15 protein-coding genes and 2 tRNA genes are annotated in these 16,603 nt (G+C 56.1%); 16 read left to right on the plus strand and 1 reads right to left on the minus strand.

Translation table 11 applies throughout. The annotated features are described in order from the left end of the window. Window positions 1–155 precede the first annotated feature (155 nt). The gene (gene yhbY / locus GHO03_RS04245; RefSeq protein ID WP_003439595.1) at window positions 156–464 is read right to left on the minus strand and encodes a ribosome assembly RNA-binding protein YhbY; all 309 of its coding nucleotides are present in this window, start codon (window positions 462–464) and stop codon (window positions 156–158) included. 107 nt (window positions 465–571) lie between these two features. Here yhbY and rlmE point away from each other — a divergent pair, with 107 nt between their 5' ends. The 16 genes from rlmE (at window position 572) to GHO03_RS04325 (ending at window position 16,576) form a co-directional block, all read left to right on the plus strand. Next, on the plus strand, window positions 572–1,222 hold the full coding sequence (gene rlmE / locus GHO03_RS04250) for a 23S rRNA (uridine(2552)-2'-O)-methyltransferase RlmE (protein ID WP_016783443.1): 651 nt from the start codon (window positions 572–574) through the stop codon (window positions 1,220–1,222). Window positions 1,223–1,415: 193 nt separating this feature from the next. Further along, window positions 1,416–3,323 (plus strand): ATP-dependent zinc metalloprotease FtsH, encoded by a 1,908-nt coding sequence (gene ftsH, locus GHO03_RS04255; RefSeq protein WP_016783442.1) that lies wholly within the window; start codon window positions 1,416–1,418, stop codon window positions 3,321–3,323. 8 nt (window positions 3,324–3,331) lie between these two features. Next, window positions 3,332–4,183 carry a dihydropteroate synthase gene (gene folP, locus GHO03_RS04260; protein ID WP_095002550.1) on the plus strand — a complete coding sequence of 284 codons (852 nt, stop codon included), beginning with the start codon at window positions 3,332–3,334 and terminating at the stop codon, window positions 4,181–4,183. Between the two features lie 16 nt (window positions 4,184–4,199). After that, the gene (gene glmM / locus GHO03_RS04265) at window positions 4,200–5,537 is read left to right on the plus strand and encodes a phosphoglucosamine mutase (protein WP_095025609.1); all 1,338 of its coding nucleotides are present in this window, start codon (window positions 4,200–4,202) and stop codon (window positions 5,535–5,537) included. Window positions 5,538–5,602: 65 nt separating this feature from the next. Continuing rightward, complete coding sequence (tpiA, locus tag GHO03_RS04270) at window positions 5,603–6,358, plus strand: triose-phosphate isomerase (protein ID WP_153399249.1); 756 nt, start codon at window positions 5,603–5,605, stop codon at window positions 6,356–6,358. 2 nt (window positions 6,359–6,360) lie between these two features. After that, window positions 6,361–6,744, plus strand: coding sequence for a preprotein translocase subunit SecG (gene secG, locus GHO03_RS04275; RefSeq protein ID WP_003439612.1), 384 nt, complete (start codon window positions 6,361–6,363; stop codon window positions 6,742–6,744). A 29-nt stretch (window positions 6,745–6,773) separates the two neighbouring features. Continuing rightward, a tRNA-Leu gene (locus GHO03_RS04280) sits at window positions 6,774–6,859 on the plus strand. A 96-nt stretch (window positions 6,860–6,955) separates the two neighbouring features. Then, window positions 6,956–7,032: transfer RNA gene (locus GHO03_RS04285), tRNA-Met, on the plus strand. Window positions 7,033–7,173: 141 nt separating this feature from the next. Continuing rightward, on the plus strand, window positions 7,174–7,632 hold the full coding sequence (rimP, locus tag GHO03_RS04290) for a ribosome maturation factor RimP (RefSeq protein ID WP_016783438.1): 459 nt from the start codon (window positions 7,174–7,176) through the stop codon (window positions 7,630–7,632). 47 nt (window positions 7,633–7,679) lie between these two features. After that, complete coding sequence (gene nusA / locus GHO03_RS04295) at window positions 7,680–9,161, plus strand: transcription termination factor NusA (RefSeq protein WP_016783437.1); 1,482 nt, start codon at window positions 7,680–7,682, stop codon at window positions 9,159–9,161. Between the two features lie 27 nt (window positions 9,162–9,188). Then, complete coding sequence (gene infB, locus GHO03_RS04300; RefSeq protein ID WP_095002554.1) at window positions 9,189–11,693, plus strand: translation initiation factor IF-2; 2,505 nt, start codon at window positions 9,189–9,191, stop codon at window positions 11,691–11,693. Window positions 11,694–11,851: 158 nt separating this feature from the next. Continuing rightward, entirely contained in the window at window positions 11,852–12,253 is a 402-nt protein-coding gene (gene rbfA / locus GHO03_RS04305) for a 30S ribosome-binding factor RbfA (RefSeq protein ID WP_016783435.1), read from the plus strand. Window positions 12,254–12,256: 3 nt separating this feature from the next. Continuing rightward, window positions 12,257–13,174 (plus strand): tRNA pseudouridine(55) synthase TruB, encoded by a 918-nt coding sequence (gene truB / locus GHO03_RS04310; protein WP_095018769.1) that lies wholly within the window; start codon window positions 12,257–12,259, stop codon window positions 13,172–13,174. 161 nt (window positions 13,175–13,335) lie between these two features. After that, window positions 13,336–13,605, plus strand: a complete 270-nt coding sequence (gene rpsO / locus GHO03_RS04315; RefSeq protein ID WP_016783433.1) for a 30S ribosomal protein S15 — start codon at window positions 13,336–13,338, stop codon at window positions 13,603–13,605. A gap of 224 nt (window positions 13,606–13,829) precedes the next feature. Continuing rightward, window positions 13,830–15,935 carry a polyribonucleotide nucleotidyltransferase gene (pnp, locus tag GHO03_RS04320; protein WP_095002556.1) on the plus strand — a complete coding sequence of 702 codons (2,106 nt, stop codon included), beginning with the start codon at window positions 13,830–13,832 and terminating at the stop codon, window positions 15,933–15,935. 287 nt (window positions 15,936–16,222) lie between these two features. After that, entirely contained in the window at window positions 16,223–16,576 is a 354-nt protein-coding gene (locus tag GHO03_RS04325; RefSeq protein WP_153399251.1) for a BON domain-containing protein, read from the plus strand. The last annotated feature ends 27 nt before the right edge of the window (window positions 16,577–16,603 follow it).

The following is a 16,603-nucleotide window of genomic DNA, read 5'->3' on the forward strand; positions in this document are numbered from 1 at the left end:
AAGCTGTTGAAGTGGCATGGAGCAAGTGGGGAAGTAGTGCGTTGGGCGTCTCTGGCTGCCTGATGCGTTGCGCGGGCAGTGCTTGCATGACTCTCGGGCTTTGGCCCTGGAAGAGTTTCAGGGCGCGCCAGGCGCACCCTTGACCCTTGTCTACATCACTTGAAACGGTGGATGTTCGACAGTTGCTTGTTTACATTGACGTTCTTGCGGTACAGAAGCGCCATTTTGCCGATAACCTGTACCAGTTCCGCTTTGCCGGCCTTGCACAGTTCTGCAATGGCCTCCAGGCGGGATTCGCGATCCAGAATGTTGACTTTGATTTTAATCAGCTCGTGATCGCCCAATGCGCGTTCGAGTTCGGCTAAAACACCTTCAGTCAAACCATTGTCAGCCACAGTCAAAACTGGTTTCAGATGGTGGCCAATGGATTTGTACTGTTTCTTCTGCTCTTGAGTGAGCGGCATAATCTGACCCCTGTGTCTGATCTTGTAAAAAGCGGCGGCCAGTTTACCCGAGCGAGTCCCAGACCGCCCAGTTAATCACGACCCGTTTAAAATTTTTGAGGTGGCCCGTGGCCCGTTCCAAGACTAGCCTTAACTGGCTGAAAGAACATTTCAACGACCCGTACGTCAAAATGGCGCAAAAAGACGGGTATCGCTCCCGTGCCAGCTACAAATTGCTGGAGATCCAGGAGCGCGACAAGCTGATTCGTCCCGGTATGACCGTTATCGACCTGGGTGCAGCCCCGGGTGGCTGGTCGCAGGTGACCAGTCGTCTGATCGGTGGTCAGGGGCGTTTGATTGCTTCCGACATCCTGGACATGGACAGCATCCCTGATGTGACCTTCATCAAGGGCGACTTTACCGAGGACGCCGTGCTTGCTCAGATCCTCGAGGCCGTCGGAAATACACAAGTAGACCTTGTGATTTCAGATATGGCCCCCAATATGAGTGGATTGGCAGCTGTCGACATGCCGCGGGCGATGTTTCTGTGCGAATTGGCACTGGATCTTGCCGGTCGCGTCCTGCGTCCAGGTGGTGATTTTCTGATTAAGGTTTTCCAGGGGGAAGGCTTCGATCAGTACCACAAGGACATTCGCAAGCTGTTTGACAAGGTACAGATGCGCAAGCCGTCCTCGTCGCGAGACAGGTCCCGCGAGCAGTATTTGCTGGGGCGCGGCTTCCGCGGTGTTGAAGGTTCGGCCAGTGATGAACGTCTGTAACAAGGGCGATAGATTTTTTTGAATCGCTTTACAGATCTGGCATAACGAATATTGTGTAGGCAAAGTTTCACAAAGGGTTACAGACGGAGCCTGCAAGGGTTGTAGGCAATGTAGTAAGTTATGCCGGTGAATATCATGCGAAGCACGCTTCAGTAGCGGGGCTTGTGCTTCAGAGGGTAGCTAATTGAACGATATGGCAAAGAATCTGATCCTGTGGTTGATCATCGCCGCTGTCCTGGTGACAGTGATGAACAACTTCTCCAGTCCAAACGAGCCACAAACCCTCAACTATTCCGACTTCATCCAGCAAGTTAAGGATGGCAAGGTCGAGCGCGTTGCCGTGGATGGCTACGTGATTACCGGCAAACGCAGCGATGGCGATACCTTCAAAACCATCCGTCCGGCGATTCAGGACAACGGTTTGATCGGCGACCTGGTGGATAACCACGTCACCGTTGAAGGCAAATTGCCTGAGCAACAAAGCATCTGGACCCAGTTGCTGGTTGCGAGCTTCCCGATCCTGGTGATTATTGCGGTCTTCATGTTCATGATGCGCCAGATGCAGGGCGGTGCCGGCGGTAAAGGCGGCCCGATGAGCTTTGGCAAGAGCAAGGCGCGGCTGCTGTCGGAAGACCAGGTCAAGACGACCCTGGCTGACGTGGCAGGTTGCGATGAAGCCAAGGAAGAAGTGGGCGAGCTGGTTGAGTTCCTGCGCGATCCGGGCAAGTTCCAGCGCCTGGGCGGGCGTATCCCTCGCGGCGTACTGATGGTGGGTCCGCCAGGTACGGGTAAAACCCTGATCGCCAAGGCGATTGCGGGTGAGGCCAAGGTACCGTTCTTCACTATTTCCGGTTCCGACTTTGTTGAAATGTTCGTGGGCGTTGGTGCAAGCCGTGTTCGTGACATGTTTGAGCAGGCCAAGAAGCACGCGCCTTGCATCATCTTTATCGATGAGATCGACGCTGTCGGCCGTCACCGTGGTAACGGTATGGGCGGCGGTCATGACGAGCGCGAGCAGACCCTTAACCAGTTGCTGGTTGAGATGGACGGCTTTGAGATGAATGACGGCATCATCGTGATTGCCGCCACCAACCGTCCTGACGTGCTTGACCCTGCGCTGCTGCGTCCAGGTCGCTTTGACCGTCAGGTGGTGGTTGGCTTGCCGGACATCCGTGGTCGCGAGCAGATTCTCAAAGTACACATGCGTAAAGTGCCAATGGGCGACGACGTCCAGCCGGCTGTTATTGCACGTGGTACCCCGGGCTTCTCGGGTGCCGACCTGGCCAACCTGGTCAACGAAGCTTCCCTGTTCGCGGCGCGTACCGGCAAGCGTGTTGTTGAAATGAAAGAGTTCGAGCTGGCCAAGGACAAGATCATGATGGGCGCCGAGCGCAAATCGATGGTCATGTCCGATAAAGAAAAGCGCAACACGGCCTATCACGAAGCGGGTCACGCTATCGTTGGTCGCGTAGTGCCTGAGCATGATCCGGTCTACAAGGTGTCGATCATTCCTCGTGGCCGCGCCCTGGGCGTGACCATGTTCCTGCCGGAAGAAGATCGCTACAGCTTGTCCAAGCGTGCGCTGATCAGCCAGATCTGCTCGCTGTATGGCGGCCGTATCGCTGAAGAGATGACCTTGGGCTTTGACGGTGTGACCACCGGCGCTTCCAATGACATCATGCGAGCCAGCCAGATTGCTCGCAACATGGTGACCAAGTGGGGCTTGTCCGAGAAGCTCGGCCCGCTGATGTATGCCGAAGACGAAGAGTCCTATCTGGGTCGTGGCGGTGGTCAGTCTGCAAACGTGTCGGGCGAGACAGCCAAGCTGATCGACTCCGAAGTGCGCAGCATCATTGATCAGTGCTACAACACGGCCAAGCAGATCCTGACCGAAAATCGCGACAAGCTGGATGCAATGGCTGACGCGTTGATGAAGTACGAAACGATCGATGCCGATCAGATCGACGACATCATGGCGGGTCGTCCGCCACGTGAGCCGCGTGACTGGGAAGATGGCAACTCGGGTACCCCGACTGCCCCTACGCTGGATAAAACCGAGCGCCCGGAAACACCTATCGGCGGCCCTGCTGCTGATCAATAAGGCTTGAAATGACTTCTGTTCAGTCCTCAACCCGGTTGCCTTGCGGCAACCGGGTTCTTGATTTGGCCCATACGCATGTTATGGGCATCCTCAATGTCACCCCTGATTCCTTTTCCGATGGCGGCCGCTTTGCTGCCCTGGATGCGGCTCTGCGCCACGCAGAGGCGATGGTACAGGCGGGTGCAACCCTGATTGATGTTGGCGGTGAGTCAACGCGCCCCGGAGCTCCTGTGGTATTGCCGCAGGAAGAGCTCGACCGGGTTGCTCCTGTTGTCGAGCGAATTGCCCGGGAACTGGATGTGATTATTTCGGTCGATACATCCGCGCCAATCGTCATGACCGAGGTTGCGCGCCTGGGAGCAGGGTTGATCAATGATGTGCGCTCGCTGCGCCGTGAAGGGGCCTTGCAGGCCGCTGCGGCGACAGGCTTGCCGGTATGCCTGATGCATATGCTCGGTGAGCCTGGAGACATGCAGGACAACCCGCATTACGAAGACCTGGTGGGCGAGGTGTCGACGTTTCTCGCTGACAGCATGGCGCGTTGCGCTGCTGCTGGCATTGGGGCCGAACGCATCGTGCTCGATCCGGGCTTTGGTTTTGCCAAGACATTGCAGCACAATTTGAGCCTGTTCAAGCATATGGAGGCCTTGCATGCGCTGGGTCGGCCTTTGCTGGTGGGCGTGTCACGTAAAAGCATGGTCGGGCAGACACTGAACCGGCCAGTTGCAGGGCGTCTCTATGGCAGCCTGGCGCTTGCAGCATTGGCGATGACCAAGGGTGCGCGCATTCTGCGCGTCCATGATGTTGCCGAAACAGTTGATGTGGTACGGATGATCGCAGCGGTAGATTCCGCCGACTAAGAATGATGGAGCACTTATGACAAAGAAGTATTTTGGCACCGACGGTATTCGTGGTCGGGTCGGCGTTTATCCGATTACCCCTGACTTTATGCTCAAGTTGGGTTGGGCAGCGGGCATGGCGTTTCGCAGCAAGGGCGCTTGCCGGATCCTGGTAGGCAAGGACACCCGCATCTCGGGTTACATGTTTGAGTCGGCTCTTGAAGCGGGCTTGTCGGCTGCCGGGGCTGATGTGATGTTGCTGGGGCCTATGCCGACACCGGCCATTGCCTACCTGACACGTACCTTCCATGCGGAGGCGGGCATCGTGATCAGCGCTTCGCACAATCCCCACGACGATAATGGCATCAAGTTCTTTTCCGGCGAGGGCACCAAGCTGCCTGACGACGTTGAACTGATGATCGAAGAGTTGCTGGATGCGCCGATGACCGTTGTCGATTCCGACAAGCTCGGCAAGGTCTCGCGGATCAATGATGCGCCGGGCCGTTATATCGAATTCTGTAAAAGCAGCGTGCCAAGCAGCACCAAATTCAGCGGTATGAAGATTGTTCTCGATTGCGCCCACGGTGCTACCTACAAGGTTGCGCCAAGTGTTTTCAAGGAGCTGGGTGCTCAAGTCGTTGTTCTGTCGGCGCAGCCTGATGGCCTGAACATCAACGAAAACTGCGGTTCGACCCATATGGGTCAGTTGCAGGCTGCCGTGGTGGCTGAAGGTGCGGACCTGGGTATTGCTTTTGATGGCGACGGCGATCGCGTGTTGATGGTTGACCATACCGGTGCCGTGGTCGATGGCGATGAGCTGTTGTTTATCATTGCCCGTGACCTGCACGAGCGTGGCAAATTGCAGGGTGGCGTTGTCGGTACGCTGATGAGCAACCTTGGCCTTGAGCTGGCATTGGCTGACCTGGGTATCGAGTTCGTACGCGCCAATGTGGGCGACCGTTACGTTATCGCGGCCCTGCAAGAGCGTAACTGGCTGGTGGGTGGCGAGAACTCCGGGCATATCGTGTGCTTCCACCACACCACCACTGGCGATGCGATCATTGCTGCGCTGCAGGTGTTGTTGTCCTTGCGTCGTCGCGATGAAAGCCTGGCCCAGTCGCGTCAGGCGCTGCGCAAGTGCCCGCAAGTGTTACTGAATGTTCGTTTTGCCGGTGGCGTCGACCCTGTCGAGCACCCGGCGGTGAAGGAGGCGTGCGCGCGAGTGACGGCTGCCATGAATGGCCGTGGTCGTGTGTTGTTGCGCAAGTCCGGAACAGAGCCTTTGGTGCGCGTGATGGTCGAAGGCGATGACGAAAACATGGTTCGCGGCTACGCCGAAGAGCTGGCAAAACTGGTAAGTGAAGTTTGTGCCTGATTCGGCTTGCCAGCTTTGATTTGGTTGGGTAACATCTGCGCCCACTTTGACCGACGAGGTAAAGCATGCGTCGCACTATGGTAGCTGGTAACTGGAAGATGCACGGTACCCGCGCCAGCGTCGCTGAGCTGATCGACGGTCTGCGTGGTCTGGTCCTGCCAAACGATGTTGATGTTGCAGTTTTTCCGCCTCAGCTGTTTATTGATCGTGTTATCAATGGCTTGCAAGGCGCCGCGATTTCGGTCGGTGCTCAGGATGCTGCAGTGGAGTCGGGGCAGGGCGCGCTGACTGGCGAGATTTCCTCTAGTCAGTTGGCCGACGCAGGTTGCAAGCTGGTGCTTGTGGGGCACTCCGAACGCCGCCTGATACTGGGTGAGCAGGGCGAGACACTCAATCGCAAGTTTGCAGCGGCCCAAGCCTCAGGCTTGACGCCAGTGTTGTGCATAGGGGAAACCCTGGAGCAGCGCGAAGCGGGGCAAACGCTGGAAGTGGTAGAGCGTCAGCTGAATGCCGTGATTGACGAGTTTGGCATTGATGCTTTTGTAAATGCCGTGATTGCATACGAGCCGGTCTGGGCCATTGGCACCGGGCTGACCGCATCACCACAGCAAGCGCAAGATGTGCATGCGGCCATTCGCGCACAGCTGGCGCAAAAGAATTCTGAAGTGGCACAAGGTGTGCGGCTTCTATACGGCGGCAGCGTGAAGGCGGCCAATGCGGTCGAACTGTTCAGCATGCCGGATATCGATGGGGGACTCATTGGCGGGGCTTCCCTGAATGCAGATGAGTTCGGTGCGATCATTCGTGCCGCAGGAAACTGAAAATGCTGGATAACGTCGTAACTGTGTTTCATCTGTTGACAGCATTGGGTGTAATTGCCCTGGTTTTGCTGCAACAGGGCAAGGGAGCGGATGCTGGAGCATCTTTCGGCGCAGGTGCATCAAATACTGTGTTCGGAAGCCAAGGTTCCTCTACCTTTCTTAGTAAGTTTACTGCTATACTTGCCGCAGGTTTTTTCATAACCAGCTTGGGGTTAGGTTACTTTGCTAAAGAGAAGGCTGAACAGCTGACTCAAGTAGGTTTGCCAAATCCAGCGGTGTTGGAAGTTCCAGTGCAAAAGCCGGCTTCAGATGATGTTCCGGTGCTTCAAGAGCAAAAGTCGGCAACTCCTGCGACTGACGTACCTCCAGCTCAAGAGCAAAAGTAAAACGGGTTTCATGATGTAAACGTTGTATTGCCGAGGTGGTGGAATTGGTAGACACGCAACCTTGAGGTGGTTGTGCCCATAGGGTGTAGGGGTTCGAGTCCCCTTCTCGGTACCAATTATCAAGAATGCCCGCAGTAGCGGGCTTTCTTGTATGTGGAAGGTTGGATTGACCCGTCACGGGATCAACCGTATACTTCCGCTCCAGCTTTGTCGCGGGATGGAGCAGTCTGGTAGCTCGTCGGGCTCATAACCCGAAGGTCGTCGGTTCAAATCCGGCTCCCGCAACCAGTTTCAGCGGAGCCCCTTTTCAGGGGCTTTTTGTTAGCTGGACACTTTATAGCGTCGGTATTCAACGACGTTTCAGAGATGGGCGCTTCGCCCATTTTTTCATTTTGCACAGCATGCACAAACATGCACTAGGGGGTTCAGGTGTCGAGCAAGCTAGAACAGTTGCAGGACTTGTTGGCCCCGGTGGTCGTGGCCCTTGGCTATGAATGCTGGGGTATTGAATTTTCGGCTCAAGGCCGCCATTCAATGTTGCGTGTGTATATCGACAAGGAAGGCGGCGTACTGGTGGATGACTGCGCTATCGTGAGTCGTCAGATCAGCGGCGTTCTGGATGTCGAAGATCCTATCGCTGTTGAATACACCCTTGAAGTTTCTTCTCCTGGCATGGAACGCCCGCTGTTCACCCTTGAACAGTTTGCCCAATTTGTCGGTGAGCAAGTGAAGATCAAGCTGCGCTCGCCTTTTGAAGGGCGACGCAACTTTCAGGGCCTTCTGCGCGGCGTAGAAGAGCAGGACATCGTGGTGCAGGTTGAAGACCATGAGTTCCTGTTGCCGATCGATATGATCGACAAGGCCAACATTATTCCCAGTTTTGACTGAGACGCGGATCCCGCGGATCCAATGGCTTGCGAAAGGCGAGGCGTACGATGAGCAAAGAAGTACTGCTGGTTGTTGAGTCGGTGTCCAATGAAAAGGGCGTACCGGCAAACGTTATTTTTGAAGCGCTGGAGCTGGCTCTGGCCACCGCTACTAAAAAGCGTTTTGAAGACGAAGTCGAACTGCGTGTGGAAATCAATCGCCACACCGGTAACTATGAGACTTTCCGTCGCTGGACTGTGGTCGAAGACGAAGATCTGGATGATCCAGCATACGAGTTGGCTGTAGACCAGGCCCAGGCGAAACAGCCAGGCGCGAAAGCCGGCGATATTATCGAAGAGAAAATCGATTCTATCGAATTCGGTCGAATTGCTGCACAGACGGCCAAACAGGTCATCGTGCAAAAAGTTCGCGAAGCCGAGCGTGCTCAAGTAGTCGATGCCTATCGTGAGCGTCTGGGCGAAATCATTTCCGGCACCGTTAAAAAGGTGACCCGCGACAATGTGATCGTTGACCTGGGTAACAACGCTGAAGCGTTGCTGGCCCGTGAAGACATCATTTCGCGTGAGACTTTCCGTGTTGGCGTACGCCTTCGCGCATTGCTCAAGGAAATCCGCACTGAAAACCGCGGTCCTCAGCTGATCCTGTCGCGTACAGCGCCAGAGATGCTGATCGAGTTGTTCCGCATTGAAGTGCCAGAAATCTCCGAAGGCCTGATCGAAGTGATGGCGGCCTCCCGCGATCCTGGATCACGCGCTAAAATAGCCGTTCGCTCGAAAGACAAACGCATTGATCCGCAAGGTGCCTGCATTGGTATGCGCGGTTCGCGTGTCCAGGCAGTGTCCGGCGAATTGGGCGGAGAGCGAGTGGATATCGTCCTTTGGGATGACAACCCGGCGCAGTTCGTGATCAACGCAATGTCGCCAGCAGAAGTGGCGGCTATTATCGTCGACGAAGATGCCCATGCAATGGACATCGCCGTTGGCGCAGACAATCTGGCCCAGGCGATTGGTCGCGGCGGTCAGAACGTACGTCTGGCCAGCCAGTTGACCGGCTGGACCCTGAACGTGATGACCGAATCGGACATCCAGGCCAAGCAGCAAGCAGAAACCGGCGATATCCTGCGCAACTTCATCGAAGAGCTGGAAGTTGATGAAGACCTGGCGCAGGTACTGGTTGATGAAGGCTTTACTAGCCTGGAAGAGATTGCCTACGTACCGGTGGAGGAAATGCTCAACATCGATGGCTTTGACGAAGATACCGTCAACGAGCTTCGCGCTCGCGCCAAGGATCGACTGTTGACTAAAGCCATCGCTACTGAGGAAAAGCTGGCAGACGCCCATCCGGCCGAAGACCTGCTCTCGCTTGAGGGTATGGACAAGGATTTGGCGATGGAACTGGCGGTGCGCGGCGTAATTACCCGCGAAGACCTGGCCGAGCAGTCTATTGACGACCTGCTCGACATCGACGGCATTGACGATGATCGTGCCGGCAAGTTGATCATGGCCGCCCGAGCCCATTGGTTCGAGTAATTAGGCGCGGCCTGAGGAGAGAAATGCATGACGCAAGTCACGGTGAAACAACTGGCCGATGAGGTCAAAACACCGGTTGAGCGCCTGTTGCAGCAGATGCGTGAGGCAGGTCTGCCGCACAACGCCGCCGAGCAGAATGTAACCGATAGTGAGAAGCAGGCTCTGCTGACTCACCTTAAAAGCAGCCACAAGGCTAAAGTGGAAGAACCGCGCAAGATCACTTTGCAGCGTAAAACCACCAGTACCCTGCGTGTAGCTGGCAGCAAAAGCATCAGCGTTGAAGTACGCAAGAAGAAAGTCTTCGTACAGCAAAGCCCGGAAGAAATCGAAGCCGAGCGCAAACGTGAGATGGATGAACGTCGTGCAGTAGAAAATGCCGCACGTCAAAAGGCTGAAGAAGAGTCCAAGCGTCGCGCCGAAGAAGAAGCGCGCCGCCAGCCTGCATCTGCTCCTGTTGCAGCACCGGCTCCGGCCGCTGCAGCGCCTGCACCTGTGCAAGCCGCAGCGCCAGCACCGGCTCCAGCCGCTGATGCACGCAAGCGTGACGAACAGCGTCGCCCGGACAAACCACGCGCAGACGATAACAATCGTCGCGGCAGTGGTGACGGCGATCGCAAAAACGCTCCGCATCGTGCCTCGGTTAAAGAAAAAGCACCGACTCCACGTGTTGCTCCGCGCACTTCCGACGAAGAAAGCGACAGCTTCCGTCGCGGTGGTCGTGGCAAGGGCAAGCTGAAGAAGCGCAACGCTCACGGTTTCCAGAGCCCAACCGGCCCTGTAGTTCGTGACGTGCAGATTGGCGAGACCATCACTGTCGGCGATTTGGCCGCACAGATGTCGGTCAAGGCTGCCGAAGTCATCAAGTTCATGTTCAAGCTGGGTACTCCAGCAACCATCAACCAGGTACTGGATCAGGAAACTGCCCAACTGGTTGCTGAAGAACTGGGCCACAAAGTGACTCTGGTCAGCGACAACGCCCTGGAAGATTCCCTGGCCGAGTCCCTGAAGTTCGAAGGCGAGTCGTTCTCCCGTGCACCGGTTGTGACCGTAATGGGCCACGTTGACCACGGTAAAACGTCCCTGCTCGACTACATCCGTCGTGCCAAGGTAGCGGCTGGCGAAGCCGGTGGTATTACCCAGCACATCGGTGCGTACCACGTTGAAACCGAACGCGGCATGGTCACGTTCCTCGATACCCCGGGTCACGCTGCGTTTACCGCAATGCGTGCTCGTGGTGCCAAGGCGACTGACATCGTGATTCTGGTTGTGGCTGCAGACGACGGCGTAATGCCGCAGACCATCGAAGCCGTTCAGCATGCGAAAGCCGCTGGCGTGCCGCTGGTTGTTGCAGTGAACAAGATCGACAAGCCTGGTGCTGACCTCGATCGCATTCGTAGCGAACTGTCCGTTCACGGCGTGACGTCGGAAGAGTGGGGTGGTGACACTCCGTTTGTTTCGGTCTCGGCGAAAATGGGTACCGGCGTTGACGAATTGCTCGAAGCCGTACTGCTGCAAGCTGAAGTTCTGGAACTCAAGGCAACTCCATCGGCTCCTGGCCGTGGCGTAGTGGTTGAGTCCCGTCTGGACAAAGGCCGCGGTCCTGTTGCTACCGTTCTGGTTCAAGACGGTACCCTGCGCCAAGGCGACATGGTACTGGTCGGTTCCAACTACGGCCGCATCCGCGCCATGCTCGACGAGAACGGCAAGCCTATCAAGGAAGCCGGTCCATCCATCCCTGTCGAGATTCTCGGCCTGGACGGTACGCCAGATGCTGGCGACGAGATGAGCGTAATGACCGACGAGAAGAAGGCACGTGAAGTTGCCCTGTTCCGTCAAGGCAAGTTCCGCGAAGTGAAACTGGCGCGTGCTCACGCAGGCAAGCTGGAAAACATCTTCGAGAACATGGGCCAGGAAGAGAAGAAGACGCTTAACATCGTCCTCAAATCTGACGTCCGTGGTTCGTTGGAAGCTCTGCAGGGCGCTCTGAGCGGCCTGGGTAACGACGAAGTGCAAGTGCGCGTAGTGGGCGGCGGTGTCGGTGGTATCACCGAGAGCGACGCTAACCTGGCACTGGCCTCCAACGCTGTACTGTTTGGCTTCAACGTGCGTGCCGATGCCGGCGCTCGCAAGATTGTCGAGCAGGAAGGCCTGGACATGCGTTACTACAACGTCATCTACGACATCATCGAAGACGTCAAGAAAGCCCTTACCGGCATGCTTGGCAGCGACGTTCGGGAGAACATCCTGGGTATCGCTGAAGTCCGTGACGTGTTCCGTTCGCCTAAGTTCGGCGCGGTTGCAGGTTGCATGGTGCTGGAAGGTGTTGTTCACCGTAACCGTCCAATCCGCGTACTGCGTGAAGACATCGTTATCTACGAAGGCGAGCTGGAATCCCTGCGTCGCTTCAAAGATGACATGTCCGAAGTGCGTGCCGGCATGGAATGCGGTATCGGCGTCAAGAGCTACAACGACGTTAAAGTCGGTGACAAGATCGAAGTGTTCGAGAAGGTCCAGGTTGCTCGCAGCCTCTAACTCGCGAGCCTCAAGAGCGAGGACGAGCCCGCGCATGCAAATGCGCAGCGCTCGGCCTGGACTCTAAACGCAACGCCCGGTCCGGCTTCTGTCGTGCCGGGCGTTTGCCGCTTTCAGACCGCATGGGTTTCCCATGGGTGAGTAACAGGTAACAAGACATGGCAAAAGAATATAGCCGTACCCAACGTATTGGCGATCAGATGCAGCGCGAGCTGGCACAGCTGATCCGTCGTGAAGTCAAAGACCCGCGCGTGGGCCTGGTCACCATTACTGCTGTTGAAGTCAGCCGTGACGTCGGTCACGCCAAGATCTTCATCACCGTGATGGGTCAGGACAGCGCTGAAGATATCGCCCAGAGCATCAAGGTGCTGAACTCGGCAGCGGGTTTCCTGCGCATGCAACTGGCGCGTGAAATGAAGCTGCGCAGCGTTCCGCAGTTGCACTTCCACTACGATGAAAGCGTCGTGCGTGGTGCTCATCTGTCCGCCTTGATCGAGCGTGCAGTGGCTGAAGACAATCAGCACCCTGAAACCACTGCTCCCGAAGACACCAAGGAGTAACCGGTGGCTCAGGTCAAGCGTATCCGTCGTAACGTCAGCGGCATCATCCTGCTGGACAAGCCACTTGGGTTTACTTCCAATGCGGCCCTGCAGAAAGTTCGCTGGCTGCTCAATGCCGAGAAGGCAGGGCACACCGGTAGCCTCGATCCATTGGCCAGCGGTGTATTGCCGCTGTGCTTTGGCGAAGCCACCAAGTTTTCGCAATACCTGCTCGATTCCGACAAGGGTTATGAAACCCTGATGCAATTGGGCAAGACCACGACCACGGCAGACGCTGAAGGCGAGGTTTTGCAGACTCGCCCGGTGACCGTTGGTCGCGCCGATATTGAAGCTGTTTTACCCAATTTTCGTGGGCAAATCAGCCAGATACCGCCGATGTACTCTGCGCTCAAGCGTGACGGACAGCCGCTTTACAAGCTGGCCCGTGCAGGCGAAGTGGTGGAGCGTGAACCGCGTTCTGTTACTATTACCCGCCTCGAATTACTGGCCAGCGAAGGCGACACTGCGCGCCTGGCCGTCGACTGTACCAAAGGCACCTATATCCGTACCCTTGTGGAAGATATCGGTGAGCAATTGGGGTGCGGGGCATACGTTGCAGAACTGCGTCGTACCCACGCCGGACCTTTCAGCCTCGCCCAGACGGTTACCCTGGAAGAGCTGGAGGCCGTGCATGCCGAAGGCGGCAATGAAGCGGTTGATCGCTTCCTGATGCCATCGGACAGCGGTTTGCTCGACTGGCCATTGCTGCACTTCTCGGAAGCCAGCTCGTTTTATTGGCTCAATGGCCAACCGGTGCGTGCTCCGGATGCTCCGAAGTTCGGTATGGTGCGGGTACAGGATCACAACGGTCGCTTTATCGGTATCGGTGAAGTGAGCGAAGACGGGCGTATTGCGCCGCGTCGACTGATTCGGTCGGAATGACCGGAACCAGGCTGCATCGGGTGTAGTATTACCGGCGCAGACTGGAATGAGGGTGGCTGTTATTAGGCACGGTCACATCTCACATTTAAATACGAGGATTTGTCCTCGGCCTATTGGATCTGTCTTGTTCGCAAGCAGGCCCTAATTGAAAGGAAAGCCAAATGGCACTTACAGTTGAACACAAAGCAGAAATCGTAAAAGACTACCAGCAAGCTCCAGGTGATACAGGTTCTCCAGAAGTGCAGGTTGCACTGCTGACCTTTAACATCAACACGCTGCAAGGTCACTTCAAAGCTAACAGCAAAGATCACCACTCCCGTCGTGGTCTGATCCGCATGGTAAACCAGCGTCGCAAGCTGCTGGACTACCTGAAAGGCAAGAACGTTGAGCGTTACAAAGCGCTGATCGCTCGCCTGGGTCTGCGTCGCTAATAGCGATGTTGCTAGAGGCTGGTTGTCTGTCGTGTGTCTGCGGGTTTCCCGCAGTCTCATGGCAGGCTTCCAGCCTCAAGTTTTATCTGGACTACCCGGATTCTTACGAAAGCTTGCCTATAGGGCTGTTTTCGTAAGCATCTTGAGTCGGGCCAATACCCGATGTTGCATATGACTTTCGCAAGAAACCCGTTCCCCAAGAGCCACAAAGAAGGTAGGACACCGTGAACCCGGTTATCAAAAAATTTCAGTTCGGTCAGTCGACCGTTACTCTCGAGACTGGCCGTATCGCCCGTCAGGCTTCCGGCGCAGTATTGGTCACCGTTGACGACGACGTCAGCGTGTTGGTGACTGTGGTCGGTTCCAAGCAAGCGGATCCAGGCAAGGGCTTTTTCCCTCTGTCGGTTCACTACCAGGAAAAAACCTACGCCGCGGGTAAAATCCCTGGCGGTTTCTTCAAGCGTGAAGGTCGCCCTTCCGAGAAAGAAACCCTGACGTCGCGTCTGATCGACCGTCCGATCCGTCCGCTGTTCCCAGAAGGTTTCATGAACGAAGTGCAGGTTGTCTGCACCGTTCTGTCCACCAGCAAGAAAACCGATCCGGACGTCGCTGCGATGATCGGTACTTCGGCTGCCCTGGCCATTTCCGGCATCCCTTTTGATGGTCCGATCGGCGCTGCCCGCGTTGCTTACCACGAAAGCACCGGTTACCTGCTGAACCCGACTTACGAGCAACTGGCCGCTTCGAGCCTGGACATGGTTGTTGCCGGTACTTCGGAAGCCGTATTGATGGTTGAATCGGAAGCCAAAGAGCTGACCGAAGACCAGATGCTGGGCGCCGTACTGTTCGCCCACGACGAATTCCAGGTGGTTATCCAGGCTGTCAAAGAGCTGGCTGCCGAAGCTGCCAAGCCAACTTGGGACTGGGCTGCTGCCCCGGAAGCGACCGCACTGCTGGGCGCTATCCGTGCCGAGTTCGGCGAAGCGATCTCCCAGGCTTACACCATCACCGTCAAGGCAGACCGTTACGCGCGTCTGGGCGAGTTGAAGGATCAGGTTGTTGCCAAGCTGTCCGGTGAAGAAGGCCAGCCTTCTGCCAGCGAAGTTAAAGCTGCATTCGGCGAAATCGAATACCGCACCGTTCGCGAAAACATCGTTAACGGCAAGCCGCGTATCGATGGTCGTGACACCAAGACTGTTCGCCCTCTGAACATCGAAGTTGGCGTTCTGCCGAAGACCCACGGTTCGGCCCTGTTCACCCGTGGTGAAACTCAGGCGCTGGTTGTTGCAACTCTGGGTACTGCCCGTGACGCGCAACTGCTGGACACCCTGGAAGGCGAGAAAAAAGACCCGTTCATGCTGCACTACAACTTCCCTCCGTTCTCGGTAGGTGAGTGTGGTCGCATGGGTGGTGCTGGTCGTCGCGAAATCGGTCACGGCCGTCTGGCCCGTCGTTCGGTTCAAGCCATGCTGCCTGCTGCCGACGTGTTCCCGTACACCATCCGTGTTGTATCGGAAATCACCGAATCCAACGGTTCCAGCTCGATGGCATCGGTTTGCGGTGCTTCCCTGGCACTGATGGATGCCGGTGTGCCGATGAAGGCGCCGGTTGCCGGTATCGCCATGGGTCTGGTTAAAGAAGGCGAGAAGTTCGCTGTTCTGACCGACATCCTGGGTGACGAAGACCACCTGGGCGACATGGACTTCAAGGTAGCCGGTACCGCCAAAGGTGTTACCGCGCTGCAGATGGATATCAAGATCAAGGGCATCACCGAAGAAATCATGGAGATCGCTCTGGGCCAGGCCCTGGACGCTCGCCTGAACATCTTGGGCCAGATGAACCAGATCATTGCCGTATCGCGCAACGAGCTGTCGGCCAACGCTCCGACCATGATCGCGATGAAAATCGACACCGACAAAATCCGTGACGTTATCGGTAAAGGCGGCGCGACGATCCGTGCAATCTGTGAAGAAACCAAGGCTTCGATCGATATCGAAGACGACGGTTCGATCAAGATCTTCGGCGAGTCCAAGGAAGCAGCAGAAGCCGCGCGTCAGCGCGTTCTGGGCATCACCGCTGAAGCCGAGATCGGCAAGATCTACGTGGGCAAGGTTGAGCGTATCGTCGACTTCGGCGCATTCGTAAACATCCTGCCGGGCAAAGACGGCCTGGTTCACATCTCCATGCTGAGCGATGCTCGCGTTGAGAAAGTGACTGACATTCTGAAAGAAGGTCAGGAAGTGGAAGTACTGGTACTGGACGTGGACAACCGCGGCCGTATCAAGCTGTCCATCAAGGACGTCGCTGCTGCCAAGGCTTCGGAAGCTTAATCGCTCTCGACACCTGCTTTGAAAAAGGACCCTTCGGGGTCCTTTTTTTATGCCTGGAGCAAAGTCAGCACCTTAGGGCCATAGGCCACGAGTCGAAAGCCGCAACTTGCATGCAGAATTAACCGGCGCCATGCATTTTGCACGACGGGGCAATTTTGGTCATTTTGTAAGTTATTGATTTATATAGGTTTATTTGTTTTTAAAAGTTGGCACGCGGCCTGCAATAGTACTGATAACCCTGCTGCTGCAAGACGGCGCAGATTCTAAAGAAGACAGGAGTTACTCGTATGAAGAAGTTCGCTATCGCTGCCGCAACTGCCACCGCTCTGACCCTGACTATGGCCAATGCTGCATTTGCTGCCCAGGCGACCACCCAGGCAACCATGGTGGTGGCTGCAGGCGAAGTAACCAAAGCCAAGGAAGCTACTTCTGATACCTGGATCACTACCAAAGTAAAAGCTGACCTGGTCACTGAAAAAGGCATTCCGGGCACGGACATCAAGGTAGAAACCAACAAAGGCGTTGTTTCCCTGTCCTCGATGGTACCGGTGACTGAAGCGCAAAAAGAGATTGCTGTTGCGATCGCCAAAAAGATCAAAGGCGTTAAAGCTGTATCGGCTGATGGCCTGAAAGCGGAATAAAGCACCCTTTCTCGTAGAACCGGGGGA

Source organism: Pseudomonas sp. FSL R10-1339 (assembly GCF_009600545.1).
Classification (GTDB): Bacteria; Pseudomonadota; Gammaproteobacteria; order Pseudomonadales; family Pseudomonadaceae; genus Aquipseudomonas; species Aquipseudomonas bubulae.

Excerpts from the sequence above, each read along its gene's own strand:
- yhbY (WP_003439595.1), bottom strand. The coding sequence starts at position 464 with ATGCCGCTCACTCAAGAGCAGAAGAAACAGTACAAATCCATTGGCCAC.
- ftsH (WP_016783442.1), top strand. The coding sequence starts at position 1,416 with ATGGCAAAGAATCTGATCCTGTGGTTGATCATCGCCGCTGTCCTGGTG.
- folP (WP_095002550.1), top strand. The coding sequence starts at position 3,332 with ATGACTTCTGTTCAGTCCTCAACCCGGTTGCCTTGCGGCAACCGGGTT.
- glmM (WP_095025609.1), top strand. The coding sequence starts at position 4,200 with ATGACAAAGAAGTATTTTGGCACCGACGGTATTCGTGGTCGGGTCGGC.
- tpiA (WP_153399249.1), top strand. The coding sequence starts at position 5,603 with ATGCGTCGCACTATGGTAGCTGGTAACTGGAAGATGCACGGTACCCGC.
- secG (WP_003439612.1), top strand. The coding sequence starts at position 6,361 with ATGCTGGATAACGTCGTAACTGTGTTTCATCTGTTGACAGCATTGGGT.
- nusA (WP_016783437.1), top strand. The coding sequence starts at position 7,680 with ATGAGCAAAGAAGTACTGCTGGTTGTTGAGTCGGTGTCCAATGAAAAG.
- infB (WP_095002554.1), top strand. The coding sequence starts at position 9,189 with ATGACGCAAGTCACGGTGAAACAACTGGCCGATGAGGTCAAAACACCG.
- rbfA (WP_016783435.1), top strand. The coding sequence starts at position 11,852 with ATGGCAAAAGAATATAGCCGTACCCAACGTATTGGCGATCAGATGCAG.
- rpsO (WP_016783433.1), top strand. The coding sequence starts at position 13,336 with ATGGCACTTACAGTTGAACACAAAGCAGAAATCGTAAAAGACTACCAG.
- GHO03_RS04325 (WP_153399251.1), top strand. The coding sequence starts at position 16,223 with ATGAAGAAGTTCGCTATCGCTGCCGCAACTGCCACCGCTCTGACCCTG.